The following is a 22,320-nucleotide window of genomic DNA, read 5'->3' on the forward strand; positions in this document are numbered from 1 at the left end:
GCCAGACTCCCGTGTTGCCGCGGTGCGGCCCGTCAGACCGGCCATTCGTCCACCCCGCAGCATTTTCGAGGGTCGGATGTCAGCTGAGCGGACAAACCAGACCTTCATTCCCTCGGACCTGCGCGTCAGAATGTGACGACGATCTTCCCGGGTAGCTTTTCCCTGGCATAGGCCACAACGGCCTCGACCGCGTGATCGAACGGGAAAACCTTGCTGATTTCTACGGTCAGCTCGCCCTTGCCTGCGGCCTCCGCGACGTCCGGCATGCCTCCATACACGCCGTCCATATCCAGCATGAAATGATACTCCACGTCGTCACGCCCAAGATCAGCTACGGTTGCAGCAGGGTGCATGATCGAGAGGAGCTTGCCCCCAGTTCTGAGGCTTGCAGCCGCGTGCCAGATACGGTCTTCGAAAAGTGCCATGTTAAAGACAGCATCCACATCCTTGGGATAGTCTGCAGGATCATGACCAACTGTGGAAACAGCGCCAAGACGCAGCAACATGTCCGCCTTTTCAGATGAGCCGGCCGTTGCGGTCACGCGGATGCCCTGGTTTGCCAGCAGCGATACCAAAGACGTGCCGGACCCACCGGTCGCCCCGATGATCAAGGCGGATGTTCCTGCTTCCATCTGAGCGATCTTCATGAGCGCGCGGGCGGTCATTCCCGAAATCGCCAAGGCTGCTGCGGTTTCGACCGGAACTGAATCGGGTCTGTGCGCAAGCAGGGGAGTGTCCGCCTCGAAGACTGCGTATTCAGCCAGGGAGCCTGTGCTGACAGAGGGTTTGGTGGGCGAGCACGCCGCCCGCAGATCCCGCGGAAGGGCCTGACCGAAGACTTCGTCCCCAACCTCGTAGGCCGTTACGTCCTTGCCGACCTGGGTGACGATGCCTGCGAAATCGTTCCCCGGAACATAGGGAAAGCTCACCGGAAGCATGTCCTTGTATCCGCCTGTGATGACGCGCAGATCGGTGGGATTGATCGTCGCCGCCTTGATCCGCACCTGGATCTGCCCGCGACCCGCCGACGGGATAGCGCTTTGGATCATCACCAGGTCTTCCGGGCGGCCGTAGTCCATCGCCGCCAGTGCTTTCATCGTCGTGTTGGTCATCTTGAGGTCCTTTTGATTGACCCCTCTCAGATATACGCCGTATATCTTAGCGCAAGAACGCACCTTGGATAGCCTAGATATGATCGACGATACCGACCTCGCAGCCCGTGCCAGCCTTGCACTTGAAGATGTGCCGCTGATCAGGCCAGTTCTCGACAAGATTGCCGACAAATGGACGATCTTGATCCTGATCGTCCTGTGCGCGGAACCCGTGCGCTTCAATGAGCTTAAACGGCGTCTGAACGGCATCACGCACAAGTCGCTTGCAGATGCGTTGAAACGGCTGGAGCGCGACGGATTCATCAGCCGCAAGGTGCTTCCGACGCTGCCTCCGGGCGTCGAATATGCGATTACACCTCTAGGGTATTCGCTCCGGCAACCTTTCGAAGAGCTATGCCTTTGGGCCAATGAGCATCAACGCGAACTCGGCGGTTCCTGAATGCCTGCAAAGGGCTCACTGCCGACCTTCGCTGCACTTGCAAACGAAATCAGCGTCAAACCGGAGGGCGAGCGGCGGCACTGCGGACTTTCCTGCCGTTCGCTGCCGTTGCGAAAGATCGGCTGGTGCTGGCTCAGCGGACGTTATGTTGGGCGGAGATCCGACATTCGCCACGAGCGCGAGACAGCCCCACTGAGCCGTCGGGTCCCGACATTGGCGGAACTCCGAAATCTGGCGTCGTGCTGCGCCGCCGCAAGGCGGCTCCGAGCCAGAGTGACCGCGGCATGCTAAACCCTCTTCACATGGGCAACAGTCCATTTCGTCGTAGTCGTAGATGGGCGACAGCTGGCGCTCCCGCCACCGGAGTATGAAGCATAACGCGTTACGCATCGGCGGGGTGTCTGCCGCCACGATGGCAAAAACGCTTTTTTTCACAAGGGCCCGACGTCCTAGATGCGAGCGGCGCTTCGTGATATGAAGGTTTACGATGGATACCAAGGCGCGTTAAATACTCATCTTGGATGAAGCGTCAGGGGGCCCCTCCATGGAACTGGAAACGATCTGCTTCTCCTCGGACTGCCGCAGCCGCGGGCTATTCGATCAGATCGCCGACAAGTGGTCGGCAATGGTACTGGCGATCCTGTCCGAGCGACCGCATCGGTTCAACGTCATTCGCAGGCGGCTGGAGGGCGTCAGCCAGAAGGCATTGACACAATGTCTTCGTCGGCTTGAACGCAACGGGTTGATCAACCGACGCGTCGTCTCCCTCTCACCCGTGGCTGTCGAGTACGAGATCACCGAGCTTGGCCTCTCTCTGCAAATGCCACTTCGCGCGTTGCACCAATGGACGCTGGACCATCTCGTCGAGGTCGATGCGGCACGCGAGGTATTTGATGATCGACAATCGGATGAAACTTTCGGCGGCGTTCAGGTTGGAAAGCGTCCGGATTAGGCGCGGAGTGGCGGATTTCAGGTTACCTCGGACCTACTACGTCACTCTTAAGTGCCTAATTGACACCAGGTCTACGATGTATACCTAGACTCCAGATCAACTGGAGTGTCAAATGACCGACCTGAAACTACTGTCCCCGCTGAAGACCGACGCGTTCGAATTCAAGAACCGCGTCTTCATGGCCCCCATGTCGCGAAGCAGGTCACCCGACCGCGTCGCGAACGAACTGACCGCACGCTATTACGCGCAACGCGCCACGGCTGGCCTGATCATCACAGAAGGCACGCAGATCAGCGAGCAAGCGATCGGCTGGACGAATTCGCCCGGGATCTACACCGATGACCAGATTGAAGGCTGGCGAAAGGTCACCCAGGCCGTGCACGAGGCCGACGGCCTCATTTTCGCGCAACTCTGGCATACGGGCCGGGCCTCGCATCCCGACTTCCACGGCGGTGCCCTGCCAGTCGCGCCATCGGCGGTTCCCTTCGACAGCCAGGTTTTTACGCCCGAAGGACCGAAGCCTGCCGTTACGCCCCGGGCGATGACCTTGGAGGAGATCCAGAGCACGATCCAAGACTACGAGACCGCCGCACGCGCAGCAAAAGATGCGGGCTTCGACGGCGTGGAGGTGCATGGTGCCAATGGCTTTCTGCCCGCCCAGTTCCTCGAAAACGGGCCAAACAAACGAACAGACGCCTATGGTGGCCCTGTCGAAAATCGCGCCCGTTTCCTGCTCGAAGCGACCGATGCCGCGATCCGAGTTTTTGGGCCATCCCGCGTGTCCGTTCGTCTTTCGCCGCGGATCCCTTATAACGACATGGGCGATAGCGACTTGGAAGGCACTTACATGTTTGCCGTCGAAGCCCTCGAAGCGCGGAAGGTGGGAATCCTTCACTTCATGGAGCCGGTCCAGCTTCCGGACGGCCTAAAGCTGTTGGCACCCGAAGCGAGAAAGCGGTTTACCGGTCAGTTCATCGTGAACGTCGGATATGATCGCGAAACTGCCGAACAGGCGATAGCCACCGGTCTGGCCGATGCCGTGGCGTTCGGGACGCTCTTCATCAGCAACCCTGATCTCCCGGAACGCTTCCGTCGTGACGTCGCCTTGGCGCCGTCCGACCCCGCCACGCACTATGTGGGTGGCGAGCAGGGCTACACCGATTACCCGCCTCTCGACTGAAGCTTCTGCCAAGGCAATCTTCTCGATCCGGCCGCCCCGTTTTAAACGGATAATGCGAGCGGCCGGATCGAGACATTTACAAGTCTCGTCCCGCTGTCACGTTCCGCCCTTCCTTGTGTCTTTGCCGTTGCAGCGCAAACTGAGAAGGTGCTGCAAACGGCCGCAAAGTCCGCTCTGGTGACCTTCCCCCTCCGAAATGCTGCACGATGGACGAATGGCCGTGAGCACCGATTTCGAATTGCTGCATGGGCGAAATACTGCGCCTGCATAGTCCGGTGGTAAGGGCTCACTGCCGACTTTCGCTGCGGCTGCACACGAAATCAACGCGAAATCGGAAGGCGAGTGGCGGCACTGCGGACTTTTCTGCCGCTCGCTACGCGCGCATCATCTGGCGCTTCGCTACCGCGGTATCCTGAAGAAGGGCGGAAGGCGGTCCTTCGCACTGTGACTGGACCGCCTTGACAGGTGGTCAATCGGCTTCCGCTTCCGCGCGGAACTCCTGCAATTTCCTGCGTTGGTCTCCTGACTCATCGAAGTTCGCGGGTGACAGCCATGCCTCGTAGGCCGACCGCAGCTTCGCCCACTCCTTGTCCAGCATCGAGAACCAGGCCGTATCGCGATTTCGACCCTTCACGATGAGATGTTGGCGAAACACCCCTTCAGGCCGGAAACCAAAGCGCAAGGCCGCCCGTCTGGACGGCAGGTTTTCATTGTTGCACTTCCATTCAAGGCGGCGATAGCCAAGGTCGTCGAAGATGTGGCGGGCGAAAAGGAACAGCGCCTCGGTCGCCGCGGGCCGACGTGACACGAGCGGCCCCCAATAGATGTGACCGATCTCGGCTACTCCGTTTGCGCGATCCACCCGCATGAAGGTCTGCCGCCCCGCAACCTTTCCCGAGACCTTGTCGATCACCGCGTAAAAGATCGGATCTTTGCTGACGGCGGACTGCTCGACCCAATCGCGAAAGACATTGCGATCCGTCGGTGGGACATCGGGCAACCAGCGGAACCGCTCTTCCCCGTCCGGCTGGGCAGAAGCGTCGAACAGGCCATCGGCATGGCGCGCAGCGTCCAGTTTTTCCAGCCGGACGAAATGCCCCTCCATCGGTTCAGTTTGGGGTTCGGGGCGCGGGGTCCAGTGGGACAGGTCTTCGGCCATCTCAGGCTCCTTCTTGCAATTCCAAACATAGATCCGTCTGCCTCAGGCGTCTGGACCGTCAACATTTTCCAGTGTCTCGCCCTGGCCGACGCGCAGGAATACATAGCGCACGTCCTCACCCTCAAGGATCTGGGCGCGGTGGATCACGCGGCGGGGAAAATAGGCGTAATCTCCAGCGCCAAGCTCAAAGGACTTCGTTCCGCCCGGGCCATGATCGACGCGAATACGGCCCGACAGCATATACATGACGCTGTCAAAATCTTTGTGGTGGTGCCACTGGCTGGGTTGATCGAGCGCAGTGACGTGGCATTCGCCGACCCAAAGGTCGCCGACTTCCAGTGCCTTGCGGCGGATTTGGCCTGGCGTGATCGGGCCTTCTTCAAGCTCGTTTGCGCGTATGATGCCGATGTCCGAAAACAGGGGATTGCCCATCTGTGTGCCTTTCTCAGCAGTGATGATCTGACCCGCACTATCAACAGTTCATTGAAAGACAGGAGGACAAGTTTTGTAGCGAAACGGACAGATTTATGCTGGATCGAGGTGGATTGTCCTGGCCTGCGCCGGTGTCATGCCAAAGGTGCGGCGGAAGGCGGTCCCAAAGGCTGACTGGCTGGCAAAACCGACCTTGTACGCGATGAGGGCAATTTCGCCGTCGGTCATCAGAAGGATAAAGGCGACGTTCAGCCGCGCCTGCAAACGCCACTGTCCAAAGGTCATGCCAGTGTCCTGAACGAACAGTCGCGCCAATGTCCGCGCCGATGCGCCGCAAACCTCGGCCCAATCTTCCAGTGTGCGGGGATCGGCGGGAGTGTCCAATATGGTACGGGCTATGGGCGCGAGGCGAGGGTCGCGAAGTTGCGGCAAGCGAGTCATAACGGTCTTGGCCCGTCGGATTTCCTCGATGATGAGCGCGATAAGATGCGGGGTCCGACCTTGTTCGGGCCAGTCGACCGGCTCTTGGCAGATCGCCAGGACCAGTTCCCGCAAGAGGGGGCTGACCGTCAGAACCCTTGGGGCCGAAGCGATGGCCTCGCCAAGACCGCGCGTCATGAACACCTCACGCATGGCAACGTCGCCTTCCATGCAGATGGAATGCTCCACTTCTGCAGGCAGGAACAGTGCTTTCGTGGGGGGAAGCAGAAAACTGGCCTCCGCAGTCGTGACGTGCATCATCCCCGAGATTGCGTAAACAAGCTGGGCCTTGCGATGGCTGTGCATGCCCGACGCCAGCCCGTTCGGATAATCCATCGAAAAACCGACCGCAGAACGATCCGCGCGCTCGTAGCGGTCGATCATCCTCTGTCGCTCCGGCGATAAAAAGACTATCTTTAGCTTCATACGGACGGAGTAGCTGGCAAATGTCAATTTGACAATCACGCGCAAAGTCAGGAGCAACCGTCGGCTGTGGGCTGGTAGCTACCGGCGCGCCCATGCTGCAACTGCGAACTCACTCAAGATCGACGCGGTCAGTTTGGGCTCACTGTCGACCTTCGCTGCAGATGCACCCCGAAAAATATTGTGCGGCGGCCCCGAGCGGCCGCTTTGTTCGGCTTCCCCATTTTAGTTTGCGGGCGCAGCGAAGGTCCGTTCTCCGCCCTTTGGGTCCGGTGAGTTGACGAGGTCACAGGATACCGTGCAGTCGCAGCGAACGGCCGCAAAGTCAGCACTGTTGCCGGTCGGCGGTTAATGGATGATGCACCTGCAGCGAACGGCGGTTTCCATTCGCCGCGCGGCAGCATGGAAGGTCGCCTGATCGCCTCAGAAGGCTGAGTTTGCAACGCCAGCTTTTTGCGCATCTCTGACGGTAGAGTGCTCTGCAGCATCACCGACAGCAGCGTCGCTTTGCTGAGCGTCCGCTGTCTGGATCACAGCCCCTGCATCTCATGGGAGAAACGCCGAGTAGAAGCGTTCTGCCTGCGCGATGTCGTCCGCTCCAACGGTAACGTGAGAAATCATATGTTGGCATTCCTTGCAGCTGGCAGCTGCAACAGGCCACCTGCCTTCAGCCAGAGTGGTCGGTCTGCCCCCGAAACACCGATCTCATTGCAGCCATCCTTGTCAGCTGAGTTCGTTCCCGTGCTCCACATCTTGCCAGTGTTTATTCACCGGAAGCTTTGAGGCACGCTTGGCGATGTCTGTGATCTGCAAGGGGCGAAATTGCCACTGATCCACGCCGACATTCACGCTGTTACGTGAGCCGGGCCATTGGTCATGCACGTGCCCGAACAACTGCAGGGCGCCCCTACGGGCGCCGTTCCAGGTAATCATCGGATAGTGGCACAGAACGAGGCTCTGATCGCCGTCCTGGATCTCGGCCATGTACTCGGTACTGACCCAAGGCAAGGAGATGACGGCTTCGTCGTCGTGGTTGCCAATGATGAGGTGCTTGCGTCCGGGGAGGCTGTGAAACCAGTTCTCGAACTGCGCACTGTCTTCGGCGCTACCGAAGGCGAAATCACCTAGTATCCAGAGGTCGTCATCATGACCAACGCAGGCTTGGAAATTCGCGATCAGGGCTGCGTTCATCTCGCCGGTCGAGGCGAAAGGGCGTTTGCAGAAGTCGATGATGCGGTGATGGCCGAAATGCAGGTCGGCCGAATACCAGTTGGCCATTTCCGTGCCCTCCGTGTTCGTCAGGCTTCAGTCTAGAAGACAGACCGCCACGGCGCAAATGTCTGCCAAGAAAGCAAGGGTCTGGAGGCCTCGGCGCTCAAAACAGCACTAAGTGCCAGTCTTGCCCGGACAAAGTTCCAAGTCAGACCGGATAAGTTCCAATCTTGGGCGAACGTCACAACAGGTGTGAAATGGCTGGGATGGTAGGATTCGAACCTACGGTACACTGTACCAAAAACAGTTGCCTTACCACTTGGCTACATCCCAACGTGGGGGGCTAATTAGTCGCTTGCTGGGAAGTGTGCAAGCCCTTTTCGTGAAATTCTTTGACTTGGAATGAAAGAATTTGCCGGAGGCCCTAACTGCGGTTTCCGATAGGGCCTCTCTCCGGATTTTATCGAGGCGGAGAGAGGATATGCGGGGCATCAGGCGCGGGCGCGGTTTTGCTTTGGTCCCTATTGGCCAAAGTCCGCAAGCGTCACTACGCCGTCGCCTGAGCGGTCCATACGGGCAAACCATTGCGCGCCATTGCCGATGAATTCGTCGCGCGTGACCACGCCGTCGCCATTCATGTCATTGAAGCGTCGGGTCATGGCGTCTTGAACGGCGTCAATGCCGACCGCCATTTGGCTCATGCCTGATCTTGGCTCTGACCCTGACCCATAGCTTGGCCTTGTCCCGGAACACTCCCGTATGCCTCAAGATGCATTTCGCGGTCTGCGGCGCGGGTTTCGTCAAACATGGCATATTCGTCGTCATTCAACATGCCATCTTCATTGGCGTCAAACATGTAAAACAAATCGCCACGACGCTCTTGCACCTCGGCAAGCGTCACTTGACCATTTTCATCCAAATCCCAGTTGGTCATGAACTCCGCACCAAACCCCTGTGCCAATGTGAGGCCGGGCAGGGCGGCGAGGGGGAGGGCGGCCAGCAGGGCAAGCGACAGGGGGAAGCGTTTCATGATGCGATCCTTTCACATTCCGCGTGTTGAATGCTTTTAATACGCGGGGCCTGTGCCACTCCGTCGTGCCAAACTGTCGCAGGGGGGGGCCAAATACAAGGACCCGCACGACCCTTTGCTGAGGGCGGGCCATCATGATTTCAGGTTTAAAGCGTTCCGCCTTTCTCCTGAGACAGGGCAAAGGCGTGACGCCGCCAGACGTATCAATGGTGTGGACGTTTCGCCATAAACCCGTGAGTCAGGTTTATAGCGCAACGCTTTAGGCAGAGACCTGTTCGCGCAACACGGCCGCGGTCAAAGACGCCATCAGATAAATGCCCGAAAACAGCAGCATCGACAAAAGTGTGCTTTCGAATTTGCGCGGATAGGTGGGTTCGTCCGGGGCGATGGGACGCGAGGACAGGGACAGGTAGCGTACCTGACGGTTGGCCTCGATCCGCGCCATTTCGAGCGACTGAATGGCCTGTTGGGCCATCGTCTGACGGGTGGCAAGGTCCACCTCCGCCATCCGCAATTCTGCGGAAATACGTGCCAAGGACCCCGAGGCACCTGTGGCCTGTGTCAACTGCGAGCGCAGTTCGGCAATCAGCGTTTCAAGGCGGCCAATGTCGCCACGGGTGCCATCGACGCGGGCCTGGTTCGGACGCGGGTTGTCCAAAAGCTGTTGCAGTTGCAGTTTCTTTTCCTGAAGCTGGGTTTCAAAGCCGGACACCTGACCCATGATCGCCGCCGTTTCGGCATCGGGCGAGATAATGCCAAGCTGTTCTTGCAGAAGGACAACTTTTTCTTGCGCCGCTTTCATTTTGGCTTCTGCGTCATCAAGACTTTCACGCGCGCCTTTCATTTGGTCTTCGCGCATCCGCTGGGTCAGATGATCCACGCTTTCCTCGGCATATTCGACCAACATGTCACTGAACAATTGAGAGGTCTGGGGCGTCGCCGCGACCACCTCCATTTTCAAAAGCCCTTCGGTCGGATCATAGCCGATGCTGACGCGCTCCTGGTAGACTTTATAGGCTTGTTCATTGGTCGGGTTTTGCGGCAGGCGTTGGATCGGGTCAATCGCGTCAGAGGAAAAATGCGCCTTAAACCCGGCGTCCGCATCCAGACGCAACATGGCGTCGCGGCTTTCAAGAAACTCCTGAACCGCGATCGAATCCTGAGCGCCACCCAGCCCAGACGCGCCCATAAGGCCGCCCAAACCGCCAGCCCCCCCGGCGGAATCCGCCTGTTGGATCAAAAACGCCGACTGCGTGGCGTACATGGGCGTTGCGATTGTATAGAAATAAATCCCGGCCAGAATCGTTGGGATGCCAACAAAAACGGCCAAACGCGCGATCAAAAGCAGCATTTTGCGCCGCCGCCGCCGCGCGATGTCGCGTTGAATGGTGGAAATCTCGTCTTCTCGGGTCAGCCGTTCCAAAATATCTTTGGACGGCAGTTTTGGGGCGTTGTCGATGGTCTTCGGAAGTTTTGGGCCCTCGGTGGTAGTCAACTCCCGTGAGGGCGGTTTGCCCTCGGTCGTGACCAGATCCAATATCGCGGCGCGTTGAAACGGATCAATCCCCTGTTTGCGCAACTGACGCACCGCGTCAAAATCAGAAGTGGCCGCAATGCCGTGCTTTTGCGCCACACGCCGCGCCATGCGCAATTGGCGCCCGGTCAGGCCCTCGCGGCGGATGGCGTCAATTTCGGCGTCAATGCTGGCCTCATCCGCGGGGGTGACATCGCCGGTCAGCGCCGTGTTGGTGTCTGTGGTTTGGCCAAGGGCGCGGCTACGCCGCCTTTGATCCGGCCCCCGCGCCCCGTGGCGGAGGGGGCCGCGTTTTGGGTCTCGGTTCCGGGCGTTTTTTGCGGCGTTTTTTGTGCTGCCGCTTGTGCCGCCGCGGACCCGGCAAAAGGTGCATCGCCAAAGCCATCGGCGCTGGCGTCATTGTCAAACAATTTGTCGTCATCAAAGGCCTTAGTTGCCGCTTCTTTTGACGGGGCTTGGCCTGTGGCATCGACGATGGGGGTCTCTCCCCCTTGTACGGCGGGCGTTGCGGCCCGCGGCGCGCGGCGCACCCGGAATTTTTGAGCTTTAACCTTCGTAGTCATAGAGCGCCTTGGCCTCTTCCAATGTGTCGAACATGTAAAGCTTGCCGTTTCTCAAAACAGCCGCCGAACGACAGAATTTCTCAAGCGTGGCGGCCTGATGCGACACCACGATGATGGTGGCATGTTCAAGCCGCTCGCGCAGAATGCTCCCCGCTTTACGGTTGAAATTCACATCCGCCGTCGACGGCATGCCTTCGTCGATCAGGTAGATGTCAAAATCAAGCGCCAGCAAAAGCGCAAAAGACAGGCGGGATCGCATCCCCGCCGAATAAGTTGCCACCGGCATATCAAAATATTCTTTGAGCTCACAGAGCCAACGGCAGAAGGCCTCGACATAATCGGGATCGAGATCGTAAAGCTCGGCGATAAAGCGGACGTTTTCGCGCGCGGTGTGTTTGCCGATCAGCCCGCCCATGAACCCAAGTGGGAAAGACACACGACAGCCACGGCGAATTTCGCCCTCGTCGGGTTTTTCCAAACCACTCATCATGTTGATGATCGTGGTCTTGCCGGTGCCGTTCGGGGCAAGGATGCCAAGACTGTTGCCAAGTTCCACGCGAAAAGATGCGCGATCAAGGATCACCTTGCGCTGCGTCCCAGTCCAAAAGGACTTACTCACATTGTCGAACTCGAGCATAGTTACGCGCCCTGATACTGCCTACACACCACCCTTAACGGGTTTTTGTTAATGGGGCGTCTTAATCCGCCATTTTGTCGAAATTATGCCGAGACGCCCGCGATAAATCCATCTCAGACTGCTTTCATGTGGCAAAAGTGAGGCCAAACCAGCGTATAGCCCCTGTGGTTTTGCCTCATTTTAGAAACGATTCCGTGATTTTAGCGTGTTTTACGCCGATTGTTTCTGAACGCGGCACAGTTTGCCGGCGACAATCGAGATGATCGCGGCGGCGAAGGAGAACAGCGCGCCCATCTTGGCGGCGGCCTGAACCGGGGTTGACCCAAGCATCGTATCGGCGTCAAAGGCGACCGAGGCGATAAACAGCGACACGGTAAAGCCGATGGCGGCGACACAGCCGATCACCAAAAGATCAATCGTGCGCATCCCGGCCGGAAGGCCCAGTCGGAACACATGCGCCGCCAGCGCTCCCATGATCAGGATGCCCACAGGTTTGCCGATCAACAGCCCGCCCAAAACCAGCCATGTCGGATCACCGATGGCGTTGAATTCAACACCGGCATTGAGCAGGCCAAAGAAAAACAGAATGATTTCAACCGGGGTTTTCAGCTTGTGTTCGATGTCGTTCAACAGATCGGAGAGGTGTTGTTCGGCATCGGCAAACAGGCCAAAGGCGCGGTCGGCATGCGGGATGGTCGGAACAATCGGCAACAGGCCCAAAGCCGGGTGAATACCGGCGCGCATGAAGCCGTACCACGAGATACAGGCGGCAATCAGATAGGGCCAATAGGACAAGGACTGGCGCACCCAGGTCGAGGTTGGGCGGACTTCTTTGCCGGCGTCCAGTTTGCGCGGCAACCAGTTGGCCAGCACAAAAACCAGCACAGCAGCGGCGATAGAGAGCAACAGCCACTGAACGGCCAGTTCGCCGGTCGGATAGAAGATCGCCAAGATCACAAGACCCGCCGCATCATCGGCGATGGCCAAAAGCAACAGAAAGCGCACGGCAGGGTGCCCCGCGCCAAAAACAATCCGGCCGACGAGATAGGAAAACGCGATATCGGTGGCGGTGGGCACGGCCCAGCCGTTTTTGACCGCATCATAGGTGTCCGAGCCCAAAACCATGGCCAGTCCAAGATAGACCACAATCGGCCCCAACATCCCACCCAAGGTGGCGATCAGGGGGGTGGCCGCCTTTTTGCCTCGCAAAGAGCCGTTTTTGAGGATCACAGCCTCCCAGACCTCTTTTGCGGCAATGGCAAAGAAGAAGGCCATGAGCACGTCGTTGAACAGGTAATGCAGGGTCAGGGTCCGGTGAACATGTCCGGCCTCATCCATATGCGGATGACCGATAAAGAAATTTTCCGCCAGAGGGTACTCGACGAAGGCGTGGTAGGACTGCGCATCCGTGTTTGCCCAGATCAACGCAAGAACTGCGCCGATGATCAGCAAAAGCGAATAGTTCGTGACGAAATTCCAGACCTTGTACATATGTGCCCTCCGATCCCTGTACCCATGCGTGCTTGGGGAATAATCCAAGCAAGGGGGTAGGGCAAGCATGCAAACCCCTGTTGCCGTCGAACAGGGGTCAGTTTTCATGGCGATTTCCAAGAGTTGATCAGAAAATAGTCTGGAAACCGGTCCAGATTATTCCGGCCAGCACCGCCCCGATGAGGGCAAAGCCGATATAGGCGGCAAAGACGCGCGGTTTGACCAGTGCCCAGACCGCTACCGCCGCCGGGATGCAGGAAATGCCGCCCGCCACCATGAAAGCCATCGCCGCGCCACCAGACATGCCTTGGGACAAAAGCCCGGACATCAGGGGCACGGCGGCATAGCCATTGAGATAGGCGGGGGCACCGATGGCGGCTCCGATCAGGATGGGGCGTAGGCCGGTACCGCCCATCACTGAGGCGATCATATCAGCAGGTACATAGCGGATCATCACCGCCTCAAGCACATAGGCAACCAACATCCATTTGCCAAGAAACATCAGGTTTTCACGAAAATTGCCGCGGAAACTCTCGATGCGCTTGGACTCGGTCCAGACCTTCCAGTTTGGCGTGCCTCGCAACGCGGTCGACGCACACCGAGACGGCGCGGCGCGCGGTTTCAAAGGGGCCGCGAACAGCGCGGTGCCACCCATGAGTTTGACGCCAAAGCCGCCCATGAGGCCAATGCAGACCGCAGCGAGGGTTTTGGCGATGGCAAAGTCCACGCCCAACCCGTTGGCCGTGACGATGAACATGGCCGGGTCCATCAATGGCGAGGCCAACCAAAAGGCCATGACGGCAGAGAGCGGTACACCAACGGCCAAGGCCCCGGCAATAAAGGGAATGACCTGACAAGAGCAGAACGGCGACACACCACCAACAATTGCGGCCGCCATGATCATGCGCAACTCGCGACCTTCGAAAGCCTTGGACAGCAATGTCTCTGCACCGGAGGCTTTGACATAGGCCGTGGCGAGAATGGCAAACAGCAAAAACGGTGCCGCCGCCCAAAGCGCCTCTGCCGTAAAGAGAATCGTGTCCCACAGCGCCGAGGTGTCAAACAGCGCGACGGCCAAAAGGACCAAACCCGCGAGCAACAGGGCTTTGTCGGTCTTTTTCCACAGCATCGGGAGTTTCGGCGGGGTTTGGCTGAGATCAGTCATGACACTGGTCCTTCATGGCAATGGGCCTCTGGGGTACAGGTGTCTGCGTCGCAATCGGCGCAGCATTCGGACAGAAGGGCGGATAAAAGCCCCTCCAACTCATCGTAATCGGCCGCGATACACAGAATAGATCGCCCGTGGCGCTCTTGTGTCACAAGCTTTGTGGCCGCGAGGATTTTCATGTGATGGGTCAGGGTCGCGCCGGTGATCCCGGTGCGCTCTCCCAGCGTGCCAATGGTCAATCCCTTTGGACCCGCTCGCACCAAAGTGCGCAACACGGTGAGGCGTTGTTCGGAGCCAAGGGCGGCAAAGGTGCTTGCCGCTTCGGCTATGGAAATGTCGTCAGAATGGGGGGCGCTCATGGCGGAGTTTCCTGTGCGTATCTGTGATTCATTTTCATAATTCTAGAAATATAAAAATGAGTCAAGTGGTCAAACCCAAACCGATGCGCTAAAACAAATCCATGAGCCTGACCCAAGAGATACGCGCCTGTCGCCTCTGTACCGACCGGTTTGCCGCCACGGCAACTGCCCACACACCGCGCCCTGTGGTGTGGTTTCGCCCCTCTGCGCGCATTTTGATCGCCGGACAGGCACCGGGTGCGCGGGTCCATGACAGTGGGCGGCCCTTTACCGATCCGTCGGGGGACCGGTTGCGCGCATGGCTTGGGCTGGATGAGGAAACGTTTTATGACCGCGACCGCATTGCCATCGTGCCGATGGGGTTTTGTTTTCCGGGCTATGACGCCAAAGGCGCGGATATTCCGCCGCCCAGACTGTGCCGCGAGACATGGCACGATCAGGTGATGACCGCGTTGGGCGAGGTGGATCTGATCTTGCCCGTGGGGCTGCATGCGATCCGCTATCACCTTGGGGTGAAAACTGCGTTGACAGAGACAGTGCGCAATTGGCGCGACTGGCGCAATCATGCGCCGCGCGTCTTTCCCTTGCCTCATCCGTCTTGGCGCAATACGGGTTGGCTTAAGAAAAACCCGTGGTTTGAGGCCGAACTTTTGCCCGAGCTGCGCGTCTGCCTTCGGGCCAGCCTTAAGGACCTGCCATGACCGAACTCACTGCTTCCGCACAGACCCCCATTGACCGTGCCCATGCCGCGATGCAAGCCGCCCCGGATGACGACACCGCCCGGTTGCGGTTTTTTGAACGTGTCGCGGATGGCGAATGGTTTTTGCTTTTGGACGAAGAACATGACGGCGAAGGTCCGATCACGCCCAAAGTGTTTCCGGTCGAAGAGGATCAGTTCGTCTTGGCCTTTGACCGTGAACAGCGTTTGGCCGAATTCGCCGGTGGCGCGCCCTATGCGGCGATGTCCGGGCGGGTGCTGACCGAAATGTTGGCGGGCTCTGGCTTTGGCTTGGGGTTGAACCTGTCTGTGGCCCCTTCCGAAATGCTCTTGCCGGGGACTGCGGTCGATTGGCTGCACGCCACTCTGGGCAATGCCCCCGCTGAGACCCATGGCAAAGCCAAAGAGATTTTTCCGCCGCATGGCCTGCCCGAGATTTTGGTCACCGCGCTGGACGCCAAACTGGCGATTGCGGGTGGATTGGCGCGGTTGGTCTACCTGTCAGGGGTGACATACGAGGACGGGGTGCGCTCGCATCTCTTGGCCTTCGTTGATCACATTCCCGGTTCCGAAGATGTCTTGGCGCGGCTTGTGTCCGAGGCGTTGATTTTTTCGGGCGTCGAGGCCGGGGCGCTGGATGTGGCGTTTTTCAAATCCTCCGATCCGCTCTGTGCCGCCTTTGCCCGTTTTGGCCTGCGGTTCGATTTGCCAGACCCCGAACCATTGCAAACCGGCCCCGCCGCGCCCGGCATGGACCCGAATGCCCCGCCGAAACTGCGGTGATGTGAGTATTTAGGTCACGGTAAAGGGGGGCTGCGGGGCTCAGTAACCGGCCGCGCGATCGACCAGATGTAAAAACGGTTCACCCGCCTCGCCACGGCGAATGTTTTCCGCAATGACCTCTGAGGCGGTTTTTGCGCGGGTTTCCGCGGCGATATGCGGCGTGACGGTGACGCTGGGGTGAGCCCAATAGGGGTGCTCTTGCGGCAAGGGTTCGGTGCGGAACACGTCCAAAGTGGCGTGACCGATCTGGCCTGCGTCCAAGGCGGTCAGCAGGGCATCATCGTCGATCAAACTGCCACGTCCGGGATTCACGATCCGTGCGCCCTTGGGCAAAAGCGCCAGTGTTTCTGCGTTCAGAGTGTTTTCCGTCTGTGGCGTGTTGGGCAGCAACAGCACGACGATTTCTCCGGTCTTTAACGCCGATTTGAGGCCTTCGGGGCCGTTGACACAGGTCAGGCCTGCGATCTGTTTCGGACGCCGCGACCATCCCGTGACGTGAAAGCCAAGGGCGGCCAGCGCCCGCGCGCAGCTTTGTCCCAGTTCACCCAAACCCAGCACCGTGACAGAGCGGTCGCGCGCCAAAGGCGGGGTGATGTGATCCCATGCGCCATTGAGGCCATGAATATGACGGTCCATCCCAAGGTGATAGCGCATCACATGCCCGACCACATAATCGCGCATCCCCTCCGCCAGGCCGGGATCGACCATTCGGCAGAGCGGCTGGGTGAGCGTGGGGTTGGGGGCGATTTTTTCGACGCCTGCCCAGAGGCTTAGAACCGCTTTGGTGCGGGTGTAGGGGGTGAAATCCGTGAGCATGTCGTTCGGGGCATAGAGGATGTAATCGACCGCATCCGGGCCGGCGCTGCGCGTCAGATCGGCGTCAATCCCCGCCGTTTTGAGCGCCTGAGGCAGCACCGTTTCATAGGCGGGCCATGTCCGATCCGGGGCGGAAAACAACAGGGTCAGGGTCATCGTTTGCCCCTTGGGCGATGGATATGCGCTGATTGGACGATGCCGAAGGCGGCCAAAAGCACCAGCATGGCAGAGCCGCCATAGGACACGAGTGGCAAAGGTACGCCAACCACGGGAGCAAGCCCCATGACCATCGACATATTGACTGCGAAAAACAGGAAAAACGTTGCCGCGATGCCGATGGTCACCAGCGCACCAAAGCGATCTTTGTTGTTCATCGCCGAGACAAGACAAAACAGGACAATCCCCGCATAGAGTGCCAAAAGGGAGATGCCGCCGATAAAGCCGAATTCTTCGGCCAGGGTGGTAAAGATAAAGTCGGTGTGTTTTTCAGGTAGGAAATTCAACCGGCTCTGCGTGCCCTGCATAAACCCGCGACCTGTCCAACCACCTGATCCCAAAGCAATTTTCGATTGAGTGATGTGATAGCCCGCCCCCAAGGGATCGGTGGAGGGATCGAGAAACGTATCAATCCGGGCAAATTGATAGTCTTTCAAAAGCTGCCAAGAGGTGCCGCGCGAGGCGAACACAGCGCCGACAAGACCAACCGCAATACCGGCGACGGCGGCGAAATACCACCAACTGACGCCAGCGGCGAACATCACGATGGCCCCACCCGCGAGCAACAGGATCGAAGTGCCAAGATCGGGTTGTTTGAGCACCAAAGCTGTGGGCATGAGGATCAACACAACAGGGATCAAGACCCACAACGGCTTTGAGACCTTGTCGATGTCGAGCCAGTCGTAATAGGCCGCCAACAACATCACCAGCGAGATTTTCATCAATTCGGAGGGTTGAAGTTTGATCGGCCCGAGATCAATCCACCGTTGCGCACCCATGCCGACATGGCCGAAAAATTCGACGAAAATCAACAGCGTAAACGAGGCGATATAGGCCAGACCGGCGATGTTGCGCCAAAACCAGATCGGCACCATGCCGATCATCAACATCGCCACCATGCCAAGGGCAAAGCGTTTCATCTGTGGCTCGGCCCAGGGTTGGAACGACCCCCCCGCATTGGAATAGAGCATCAAAAAACCGACCGAGGCGGCGGCAGCCAGCAACAGCACCAGCGCCCAGTTGACATAAAGGACTTTTGACAGACCGGTTGGGATGGTTTTGAGGGTGCTTTCAAGATAGCTCATGCACGGCCTCTTGTGGTCTCGTCGCCATCGAGGTCGCGCAGGGGCATGGCCTTGAACCGTTCGCGGATGGTGTTGCGTTGCGAGCTTGGATAGGCGGCCAGAGGTGGCACCGCACCATGGAGGGCATAGAGCATCAAGTCGCGGGCAATCGGGGCGGCGACAGAGGAGCCGCCGCCGCCGTGTTCGACCACGACCGAGACGGCATAGCGCGGCGCATTATAGGGCGCGAAGGCGACGAACAGTGCGTGATCGCGTTCGATCCATGGCACGTTATTGTTGTTCACCACGGCGGAGCGGACCTGTGCCGTGCCGGTTTTTCCCGCCATTTTCGTGGTGTCGTCTTCGATGCGCGCAGAAAAGGCGGTGCCACGATTTGAGTTGATCACCTCAAACATGCCCTGACGTACCGAGCGCAACATGTTCTCATTGAGCCCCAAAGGCGCGCCGCCGAGGATGTGTTGTTCCACCCCGTCGATGGATTTGATCATCCGGGGCAAGATCTCGCGGTTGGTTGCCAAACGCGCGGTCATCACCGCAAGCTGCATGGGGGTCGCTAGGACAAACCCCTGGCCAATGGCGGCGTTCAAACTGTCGCCCACCACCCATTCGGCACCGCGGTTTTCCAGTTTCCATTGCTTATCGGGCATGAGCCCGGAATTGATCCCCGGAAGCGGCAGATCATAGCGCAGACCCAGCCCAAGTTTGCGGCCCATCTCAGCGATGTTTTCAATGCCTGCGCGCTGGGCCATCTCGTAATAATAGACGTCACAGGAATGGCGCAAGGAGCCGACCAAATTGACGTTGCCATGCCCGGCACGTTTCCAACAGTGGAACCGTCGTCCGCCAATTTCGGTGTGACCCAAACAGCGGACCGTATCTTCGGGGGTGACAACGCCCGCTTCAAGCGCTGCCATGGCCGTGACCATTTTGAAGGTTGATCCGGGCGGGTAGGCGCCCTGAACCGATTTTGACGGCAAGGGCCGGTGGTCGTTTTCCAACAGCTCATTATAAGCGGCCGAAGAAATCCCACGCACGAACAGGTTTGGATCAAAGGCCGGGGTCGATCCGGCGGCCAAAATGTCGCCCGTTTCCACATCCATGATCACCGCAGAGGCGCTTTCACCGGCAAGTCGGGCTTGCACGAAATTTTGCATGTTGCGATCCAGGGTGAGTTGCAGGTTCACCCCCGGTTCGCCTTCGTGACGGTCCAATTCGCGAATGATCCGACCATAGGCGTTTTGTTCCACCCGCAGCGATCCGGCCTTGCCGCGCAAAACATCCTCAAGTCGGCTTTCCGCTCCGGATTTGCCAATCTGGAATTTCGGAATGCGGTAAAGCGGGTCGATATTGTCCATTTTCGAGAGGTCATAATCGGACACGGGGCCAACATAGCCGACGACATGGGCGAAATCCTCATGCAGCGGATAATGGCGCGACAGGCCGACCTCCGGCGTTACCCCCGGAAGGGCCGGACCATTGGCGGAGACGGACGAAAACGCTTCCCAACTCAAACGATCGGCGATGGTCACGGGGGCAGAAGGGCCGGCTTTTTTCAACTCGGCGCGCACACGCTCCTGTTCTTCAAGCGGCAGGCCGATCAAGCGCTCCAGTTCGACCAAAACTTGGTCCAACTCACTGGCGTCCTCTTTGCGGATCACGATGCGAAAGGTCTGTTCGTTTTCAGCAATCACCGCGCCGTTGCGGTCATAGATCAACCCGCGCGCCGGGGGTAAAAGCCGGAATTTGACACGGTTTTCCTCGGCCAAAAGCCGGAATTCATCGGCTTGATCGACCTGCATATAGCGCATTCTGAGGCCAAGAATGCCCATAAACGCCAATTGGCTGCCGCCCAAAAACAACGCCCGACGCGAGATTTTGCGGGCAGATTGCGCGGTGTCTGCGGGGGAACGCCTCATCGCACATACCTCATCTCATCGGCCTCAGACGGGGTGATCTTGGTCACATTCATCGCCAAGGCGGATATCAGAACGACGGCCGGATAGGCGATCACCGTCGAAATTTGTCCCAAAATCGTCAACATGAGAGGCGCTTGATCGACCATGAAGAGTGCCAGGACGAAACGGTACAGAAGCGCCATGGCCAGCATCACCCCGGCCACCATCGCCCATTCGACAACAAAGGACATGTCGCGCGATGTCGGTTCGCGCCGACGCAGGAATTCAAGGCCGATCACAGCCAGCGCGGTCCATAGTCCGGGCGGGCGCATAAAGATGAAATCCGCCAAAAGCAGGATCGCGGCGAACAAAAAGACCGGGACATAATCCGGGCGTCTGAGCACCCATGCAAAGGCAAACGCCAACAAAAGATCCGGTCCCGGCCAATGGCCGTATCCGACCTTAAGAGGCAGAAGATAAAAGAAAAACGTTATCATAGAGAGGGCGAGAAACGCGACTCTGTAGCTCCACCGTCGTGTGGTGCGCGGGTCAACCATCGGGATTGGCCTCCGCGTCTTGCGGCAGGGTCGTCAATGGCGTGTCCGGCAGGATCAACCCACCCGGATCGCTGATCTGTTCGCTCTCATGGGTTCTGAGCACCCTCAGATAATCCAGACGTTCGTAATCCGCCGCCAAAATCACCCGCAGGCGCCGATCCGGGCCCATCGCAACCTGTCCGATCAGCAGATCGGTGGGAAACACGCCGCCATCGCCCGACGACACCACGCGGTCGCCGGGACGGACAAGTTCGGGGCTTTCGATGAAATCCAAAGGTGGGCGGCTGCTGTTGTCGCCAGACAGGATGGCGCGTTGGCCCGAGGGTTGGATCGTGGCGGGCAGGCGCGAATTGCTGTCGGTCAGCAGGATCACCCGTGAGGTGTTGGTGCCAACGCCCGAAATCCGTCCAACCAGCCCGATTCCGTCCATCGTGGCCCAGCCATCGCGGATGCCATCGCGCGACCCGACGTTCAACAGCACGGATTGCCGAAAGGGCGAACCCGAATCCGCCATCACCACGCCGGTGACATAGGTGTATTTCGGGTCGATCCGCACTTTGTTGAGGTCCAACAGCTTGGCGTTCTTCTGTTCCAACTGTAGCGCCGCCTCTTTCCACGCCTGCATCTGACGCAGTTCCCGGCGGAGCTCCTGGTTCTGGTCATAGATGCGTTGATAGCTTTGGAAATTCTCTACCATGCCAACGGTTTTGGTCACGGGAACCAAAGCCCATTCGAAAGAAGGCACAAATTTATCAATGAGTTGCGCGCGCATGCGCTCAACGCGCGGACTGTCAATCCGCCAGAGGATGAACAGCCCGACAAGGCACAGCAACAGAATCCCGATCAGCAAACGCCGGATCGGGCGGACATAGTCCTCTGAATTGCCTCTGTCTTTGGCCACGGTTCGCTCCCGACGTCTTCGTCACGGCTCAGCCGAAAAAAAGGCTCTGCACGCGGCAGGGCTTAGCTGTCGTAATCAATAACGTGCCGGAGTTGTTTCTCAAATTCCAGCGCTTTGCCAGTCCCCAGCGCTACACAATTTAGTGGTTCGTCCGCGACGGAGATCGCCAAACCGGTCTGTTCGCGCAGCGCCAGATCCAAATCGCCCAACAAAGCCCCACCGCCAGTCAGCATCACGCCACGGTCGACAATATCGGCGGCAAGATCGGGCGGGGTGGTTTCGAGCGCGGCCATCACGGCCTCGCAAATCTGTTGCACCGGTTCGGCCAAGGCTTCGGCCACCATCGCTTGGTTGATTTCGATTTCTTTCGGCACACCGTTGAGCAAATCCCGTCCCCGGATGACCAAAACCGAGCCACGCCCATCGTCAGGCATTCGCGCGGTGCCGATGGAGGTTTTGATCCGCTCGGCGGTGCCTTCGCCGATCAACAGGTTCTGTTGGCGGCGCAGATAGGCGATGATCGCGTCATCCATCCGGTCGCCACCGACACGCACGGAGCGTGCATAGACGATGTCACCAAGGGACAAAACGGCTACCTCTGTGGTGCCGCCGCCGATGTCGACAACCATGTTGCCGGTCGGGTCGGTGATGGGCATGCCTGCCCCAATGGCGGCTGCAATCGGTTCGGCAATCAGACCGGCGCGGCGTGCGCCTGCGGACAAGACAGATTGACGGATCGCACGTTTTTCAACGGGGGTGGCACCGTGGGGCACGCAGACAATGATCTTGGGCTTGGAGAAGGTGGTGCGTTTGTGGACTTTGCGGATGAAATGTTTGATCATTTCCTCGGCGGTGTCAAAATCCGCGATCACCCCGTCACGCATCGGCCGGATCGCCTCGATGGAGCCGGGGGTTTTGCCGAGCATGTGCTTGGCGTCTTCGCCCACGGCCAAAACCTGTTTGCGGCCATCTTTGACGTGATAGGCGACCACGGAGGGTTCATTCAAAATGATCCCCTTGCCTTTCACATAGACCAGCGTGTTCGCTGTCCCCAAGTCGATTGCCATGTCTGAGGAGAAAATCCCGCCAAATCCCGCCATAGTGTCCCTGATGCCCCGTCGTCGTTCAAAAGGAGAGAATCCCCCATGTCGGAGGACTTATAGAACCGTCATAGGTTT

At 58.7% G+C, this 22,320-nt stretch carries 24 protein-coding genes and 1 tRNA gene; 5 read left to right on the plus strand and 20 right to left on the minus strand.

The genetic code is table 11. The features are described 5' to 3' along the window. Positions 1 to 125: 125 nt before the first annotated feature. Positions 126 to 1,112, minus strand: coding sequence for an NADP-dependent oxidoreductase (locus C8029_RS13020; protein WP_009573903.1), 987 nt, complete (start codon positions 1,110 to 1,112; stop codon positions 126 to 128). A gap of 79 nt (positions 1,113 to 1,191) precedes the next feature. Between C8029_RS13020 and C8029_RS13025 the strand changes: the two genes are divergently transcribed. The 3 genes from C8029_RS13025 (at position 1,192) to C8029_RS13035 (ending at position 3,683) form a co-directional block, all read left to right on the plus strand. Then, positions 1,192 to 1,551, plus strand: a complete 360-nt coding sequence (locus tag C8029_RS13025) for a winged helix-turn-helix transcriptional regulator (RefSeq protein ID WP_009573902.1) — start codon at positions 1,192 to 1,194, stop codon at positions 1,549 to 1,551. 544 nt (positions 1,552 to 2,095) lie between these two features. After that, positions 2,096 to 2,503, plus strand: a complete 408-nt coding sequence (locus C8029_RS13030) for a winged helix-turn-helix transcriptional regulator (protein WP_009573901.1) — start codon at positions 2,096 to 2,098, stop codon at positions 2,501 to 2,503. A gap of 112 nt (positions 2,504 to 2,615) precedes the next feature. After that, the gene (locus C8029_RS13035; protein WP_009573900.1) at positions 2,616 to 3,683 is read left to right on the plus strand and encodes an alkene reductase; all 1,068 of its coding nucleotides are present in this window, start codon (positions 2,616 to 2,618) and stop codon (positions 3,681 to 3,683) included. Between the two features lie 469 nt (positions 3,684 to 4,152). Here C8029_RS13035 and C8029_RS13040 read toward each other — a convergent pair whose 3' ends face one another. The 13 genes from C8029_RS13040 to C8029_RS13100 form a co-directional block, all read right to left on the minus strand. Next, positions 4,153 to 4,842, minus strand: a complete 690-nt coding sequence (locus tag C8029_RS13040) for a GNAT family N-acetyltransferase (RefSeq protein WP_009573899.1) — start codon at positions 4,840 to 4,842, stop codon at positions 4,153 to 4,155. Positions 4,843 to 4,884: 42 nt separating this feature from the next. Beyond that, on the minus strand, positions 4,885 to 5,274 hold the full coding sequence (locus C8029_RS13045; protein WP_009573898.1) for a cupin domain-containing protein: 390 nt from the start codon (positions 5,272 to 5,274) through the stop codon (positions 4,885 to 4,887). Between the two features lie 93 nt (positions 5,275 to 5,367). Beyond that, positions 5,368 to 6,138, minus strand: coding sequence for an AraC family transcriptional regulator (locus C8029_RS13050; RefSeq protein ID WP_009573897.1), 771 nt, complete (start codon positions 6,136 to 6,138; stop codon positions 5,368 to 5,370). Between the two features lie 762 nt (positions 6,139 to 6,900). Continuing rightward, positions 6,901 to 7,455, minus strand: coding sequence for a metallophosphoesterase (locus C8029_RS13060; protein ID WP_009573896.1), 555 nt, complete (start codon positions 7,453 to 7,455; stop codon positions 6,901 to 6,903). 192 nt (positions 7,456 to 7,647) lie between these two features. Continuing rightward, positions 7,648 to 7,722: transfer RNA gene (locus tag C8029_RS13065), tRNA-Gln, on the minus strand. Positions 7,723 to 7,910: 188 nt separating this feature from the next. Continuing rightward, on the minus strand, positions 7,911 to 8,090 hold the full coding sequence (locus tag C8029_RS22420; protein WP_226946330.1) for a hypothetical protein: 180 nt from the start codon (positions 8,088 to 8,090) through the stop codon (positions 7,911 to 7,913). Further along, on the minus strand, positions 8,087 to 8,419 hold the full coding sequence (locus tag C8029_RS13070) for a hypothetical protein (protein ID WP_226946331.1): 333 nt from the start codon (positions 8,417 to 8,419) through the stop codon (positions 8,087 to 8,089). Before C8029_RS13070 ends, C8029_RS22420 begins: the two co-directional genes overlap by 4 nt. 259 nt (positions 8,420 to 8,678) lie before the next feature. Continuing rightward, the gene (locus tag C8029_RS13075; protein WP_152003061.1) at positions 8,679 to 10,064 is read right to left on the minus strand and encodes a KpsE/RkpR family capsule polysaccharide export protein; all 1,386 of its coding nucleotides are present in this window, start codon (positions 10,062 to 10,064) and stop codon (positions 8,679 to 8,681) included. 89 nt (positions 10,065 to 10,153) lie between these two features. Beyond that, a complete protein-coding gene (locus C8029_RS13080) occupies positions 10,154 to 10,516 on the minus strand; it encodes a hypothetical protein (RefSeq protein WP_152003062.1) in 363 nt (120 codons plus the stop codon). Beyond that, on the minus strand, positions 10,500 to 11,153 hold the full coding sequence (locus C8029_RS13085) for an ABC transporter ATP-binding protein (RefSeq protein WP_009573890.1): 654 nt from the start codon (positions 11,151 to 11,153) through the stop codon (positions 10,500 to 10,502). The genes C8029_RS13080 and C8029_RS13085 overlap by 17 nt, the downstream gene beginning before the upstream one ends. A 210-nt stretch (positions 11,154 to 11,363) precedes the next feature. Next, positions 11,364 to 12,644 (minus strand): Na+/H+ antiporter NhaA, encoded by a 1,281-nt coding sequence (locus C8029_RS13090; RefSeq protein ID WP_009573888.1) that lies wholly within the window; start codon positions 12,642 to 12,644, stop codon positions 11,364 to 11,366. Between the two features lie 127 nt (positions 12,645 to 12,771). Further along, a complete protein-coding gene (locus tag C8029_RS13095) occupies positions 12,772 to 13,809 on the minus strand; it encodes a permease (protein WP_009573886.1) in 1,038 nt (345 codons plus the stop codon). Beyond that, positions 13,806 to 14,171, minus strand: coding sequence for an ArsR/SmtB family transcription factor (locus tag C8029_RS13100; protein WP_009573885.1), 366 nt, complete (start codon positions 14,169 to 14,171; stop codon positions 13,806 to 13,808). Before C8029_RS13100 ends, C8029_RS13095 begins: the two co-directional genes overlap by 4 nt. A 101-nt stretch (positions 14,172 to 14,272) precedes the next feature. Between C8029_RS13100 and C8029_RS13105 the strand changes: the two genes are divergently transcribed. Together C8029_RS13105 and C8029_RS13110 are read left to right on the plus strand one after the other, a co-directional pair. Continuing rightward, positions 14,273 to 14,872 (plus strand): uracil-DNA glycosylase family protein, encoded by a 600-nt coding sequence (locus C8029_RS13105; protein WP_009573884.1) that lies wholly within the window; start codon positions 14,273 to 14,275, stop codon positions 14,870 to 14,872. Continuing rightward, the gene (locus tag C8029_RS13110; RefSeq protein ID WP_009573883.1) at positions 14,869 to 15,672 is read left to right on the plus strand and encodes a hypothetical protein; all 804 of its coding nucleotides are present in this window, start codon (positions 14,869 to 14,871) and stop codon (positions 15,670 to 15,672) included. Before C8029_RS13105 ends, C8029_RS13110 begins: the two co-directional genes overlap by 4 nt. Before the next feature lie 39 nt (positions 15,673 to 15,711). Here the strand turns inward: C8029_RS13110 and C8029_RS13115 are convergent, their stop codons facing one another. The 6 genes from C8029_RS13115 to C8029_RS13140 form a co-directional block, all read right to left on the minus strand. After that, on the minus strand, positions 15,712 to 16,644 hold the full coding sequence (locus tag C8029_RS13115) for a 2-hydroxyacid dehydrogenase (RefSeq protein WP_009573882.1): 933 nt from the start codon (positions 16,642 to 16,644) through the stop codon (positions 15,712 to 15,714). Next, positions 16,641 to 17,789, minus strand: a complete 1,149-nt coding sequence (gene rodA, locus C8029_RS13120; protein WP_009573881.1) for a rod shape-determining protein RodA — start codon at positions 17,787 to 17,789, stop codon at positions 16,641 to 16,643. Before rodA ends, C8029_RS13115 begins: the two co-directional genes overlap by 4 nt. Further along, a complete protein-coding gene (mrdA, locus tag C8029_RS13125; protein ID WP_009573880.1) occupies positions 17,786 to 19,705 on the minus strand; it encodes a penicillin-binding protein 2 in 1,920 nt (639 codons plus the stop codon). The genes rodA and mrdA overlap by 4 nt, the downstream gene beginning before the upstream one ends. Continuing rightward, entirely contained in the window at positions 19,702 to 20,181 is a 480-nt protein-coding gene (locus C8029_RS13130) for a rod shape-determining protein MreD (protein WP_100220157.1), read from the minus strand. The genes mrdA and C8029_RS13130 overlap by 4 nt, the downstream gene beginning before the upstream one ends. A 52-nt stretch (positions 20,182 to 20,233) precedes the next feature. Continuing rightward, entirely contained in the window at positions 20,234 to 21,142 is a 909-nt protein-coding gene (gene mreC / locus C8029_RS13135; protein ID WP_009573878.1) for a rod shape-determining protein MreC, read from the minus strand. Between the two features lie 62 nt (positions 21,143 to 21,204). Next, positions 21,205 to 22,242: a rod shape-determining protein gene (locus C8029_RS13140; RefSeq protein WP_009573877.1), complete on the minus strand. Its 1,038-nt coding sequence runs from the start codon at positions 22,240 to 22,242 to the stop codon at positions 21,205 to 21,207. Positions 22,243 to 22,320 lie beyond the last annotated feature (78 nt).

The organism is Roseobacter sp. TSBP12, assembly GCF_009129705.1.
In the GTDB taxonomy this organism is placed as follows: domain Bacteria; phylum Pseudomonadota; class Alphaproteobacteria; order Rhodobacterales; family Rhodobacteraceae; genus Celeribacter; species Celeribacter baekdonensis_A.